Raw genomic sequence first — 2462 nt, forward strand, 5'->3', positions numbered from 1 at the left:
GGCCCCGTGCGCCACGAACGCCCGGTCCCACCCGGACGGCCGGCCCGCCCCCACGTCGGCGCCCGGGTCGCCGCGCCGCGGTTCGGAACGGGGGTACGCGGTCGACGTCGCCCGGACCGAGACCGGCCCGCCGTCGTCCGGATCCGGCGTGCCGACCGCCGTCCGGTCCGCCGGCGTGAACAGCCGGGAGAGCCGCCGCCGTACCGTCGTTTCCTCGTCGTCTGGCACGGCTCGGGACGCTACGGCGGCAGACGACCGGAACTCCGGCTCGCACACCCTCGCCTGTGGACGACGGCGCGGTTGTGGACAGGGCCCGACCGGGCCGTCGATGTGCTAGCGGTCGCCGGGGTGCCGGTCAGCGCGCCTCGGGGTCGAGGCCGAGCGCCGCCCGGCCCCCGTCGACCGGCAGCGTCGCGCCGTTGACGAAGGAGGCCCGCGTCGACAGCAGGAACGCAACCACGTCGGCCACCTCCGCGGCGCTACCGATCCGGCCCAGAGGGTGCAGCCGGGCCAGCTCGGCCCCCACCCGGTCCGCCCCGGACGGCTCCAGCCCGGCGAGGAAGGCGGCGTGCCGCTCGGTGTGGATCGAGCCGAGCGCGACCGCGTTGGCCCGGATGCCGTGCGGACCGTAGTCGACCGCCAGCGCCCGGGTCAGCCCCTCCACCGCGGCCTTGGCGGTGGCGTACGGCAACGCGCCGGGAACCGCCCGGCGGGCCTGGTGGGAGGAGACGTTGACGATCGCGCCGCCGCTGCCGGCGGCCAGGAACCGGCGTACCGCGGTGCCGGCGCCGACCACGGCGGGACGCAGGTTGACCGCGATCAGGTCGAACACCTCGCCCGCCGGGGCACGGTGCAGCGCGGCGTCACGGAAGACGGCGGCGTTGTTGACCCAACCGGCCAACGGGGCGACTTCCTCGGCCCGGTCGGCGGCCCGTTCGGTGACCGCCTCGTCGGCGGCGTCCCCGGTCACCGCGTGCAGCCGGTCGGCGGCGGGGTGCCCGCCCAGCCAGTCCAGGGCGCTCGCGTCCCGCTCGACCACGACCACCGTGCCGCCGTCGTCGACCAGCCGCTCCACGACGGCCCGCCCCACGCCCCGGCCGCCCCCGGTGACGACGTACGAGCGGGCGTTCATCGAGGGCTCCGGATCGCGGGCACGAGGCCCGAACACCGGTTCACCGGCGGCGGTGGACGACCACGCAGGCCAGCCCGGGTCCGGCGTGCGCGGCGACCACCGCGCCGGCCTCGGTGACGTACGTGTCGTGCAGCCGGCCGTCCAGCCGCCCGGTCAACGCCGCCAGCAACTGCTCGGCGCGCTGCGGGGCGGCGAGGTGGTGCACCCCGAGGTCGACCTCGGCGTCGCCAGCCGCCTCGACCGCCAGGTCGACCAGGCGCGCCACGCCCCGGCTGGCGGTGCGGACCTTGTCCCTCACCACGATGGCGCCGTCCGGCATGTGCATGATCGGCTTGACCGAGAGGGCGGTGCCGAGCAGCGCCTCGGCCGCGTTGATCCGGCCGCCCCGACGGAGGAACTCCAGCGTGTCGACGTAGAAGAAGATGGTGGTCCGGCCGACCGCGTCCAGCGCCGCCGCGCGTACCCCGGTCAGGTCGGCGCCCTCGGCGGCGGCCGTGGCGGCAGCCAGCACCGGGAAGCCCAGGCCCATGCCGGTGGAGCGGCTGTCGACCACGGTGACGCGGTCGCCGATCTCGGCGGCGGCCAGCCGGGCCGCCTCGACGGTGCCGGAGAGTTCGGCGGAGAGGTGCACCGAGACGACGCCGTCGGCGCCCTCGGCCAGCAGCCTGCGGTAGACCTGCGCGAACTGCTCCGGGGCGGGGCGGGAGGTGCTCACCGAGACCCGGCGGGCGCTCAGCGCGCGGGTGGCGTCGGCCGGGGACGTCTCGACGCCCTCCAGTCCCTCGGCGCCGTTGAGCACGACGGTCAGCGGGACGACGGTGAGCCGGTGTGCGCGGACCAGCTCGGGGGGCAGGTAGGCGGTGGAGTCGGTGACGACCGCTACGGGCATGACCGGCACGCTAGCGGATGTGGCGGTGCCGCGCCGGGGCCGGACGCCTCAGACCGCGTCGGTGAGCGCCGGCTGGGTGATCAGCCCGACATTGTGCGCCCGCAGGTGCCAGCCCCGCACGTCGTCGTGGCGCAGCTCGGTCCAGTGGCAGTTGGCCAGCGAGCCGACGCTGCGCAGCACCGCGTGGTCCCAGCCGAGCAGGTGGCCGACGCCCTGCCGGGCGCCGCCGCCGTGGGTGGTCACCACCACGGTGCCGCCGGCGGCCAGGTCGGCCGCGTCGCGGAAGGCGGCGCCGAGCCGCGTGCCGAGGTCGTCCAGGTTCTCGATGCCGGCCCCGGGGTCGGGGTCGCCGGCCCGCCACCGGGCGTACTCGTCGGGGAAACGCTCGGCGACCTCGGTGAGGGCCAGGCCCTGCCACCGGCCGAAGTGCCGCTCGCGCAG

The 2462-nt window shown here is 76.8% G+C and carries 4 protein-coding genes; all 4 read right to left on the reverse strand.

The window, feature by feature from the left end:
- On the reverse strand, positions 1-228 hold a 228-nt coding region (locus HUW36_RS30790), incomplete at its 3' end, for a hypothetical protein (RefSeq protein ID WP_174531294.1).
- A gap of 127 nt (positions 229-355) precedes the next feature.
- Complete coding sequence (locus HUW36_RS30795; RefSeq protein WP_174531295.1) at positions 356-1132, reverse strand: SDR family NAD(P)-dependent oxidoreductase; 777 nt, start codon at positions 1130-1132, stop codon at positions 356-358.
- Positions 1133-1172: 40 nt separating this feature from the next.
- The gene (locus HUW36_RS30800) at positions 1173-2021 is read right to left on the reverse strand and encodes a DegV family protein (protein WP_174531296.1); all 849 of its coding nucleotides are present in this window, start codon (positions 2019-2021) and stop codon (positions 1173-1175) included.
- A gap of 48 nt (positions 2022-2069) precedes the next feature.
- Positions 2070-2462: histidine phosphatase family protein (locus tag HUW36_RS30805; protein WP_174531297.1), on the reverse strand; the 393-nt coding region annotated here is incomplete at its 5' end.

This window comes from Micromonospora maritima, from assembly GCF_902825405.1.
In the GTDB taxonomy this organism is placed as follows: domain Bacteria; phylum Actinomycetota; class Actinomycetes; order Mycobacteriales; family Micromonosporaceae; genus Micromonospora; species Micromonospora maritima.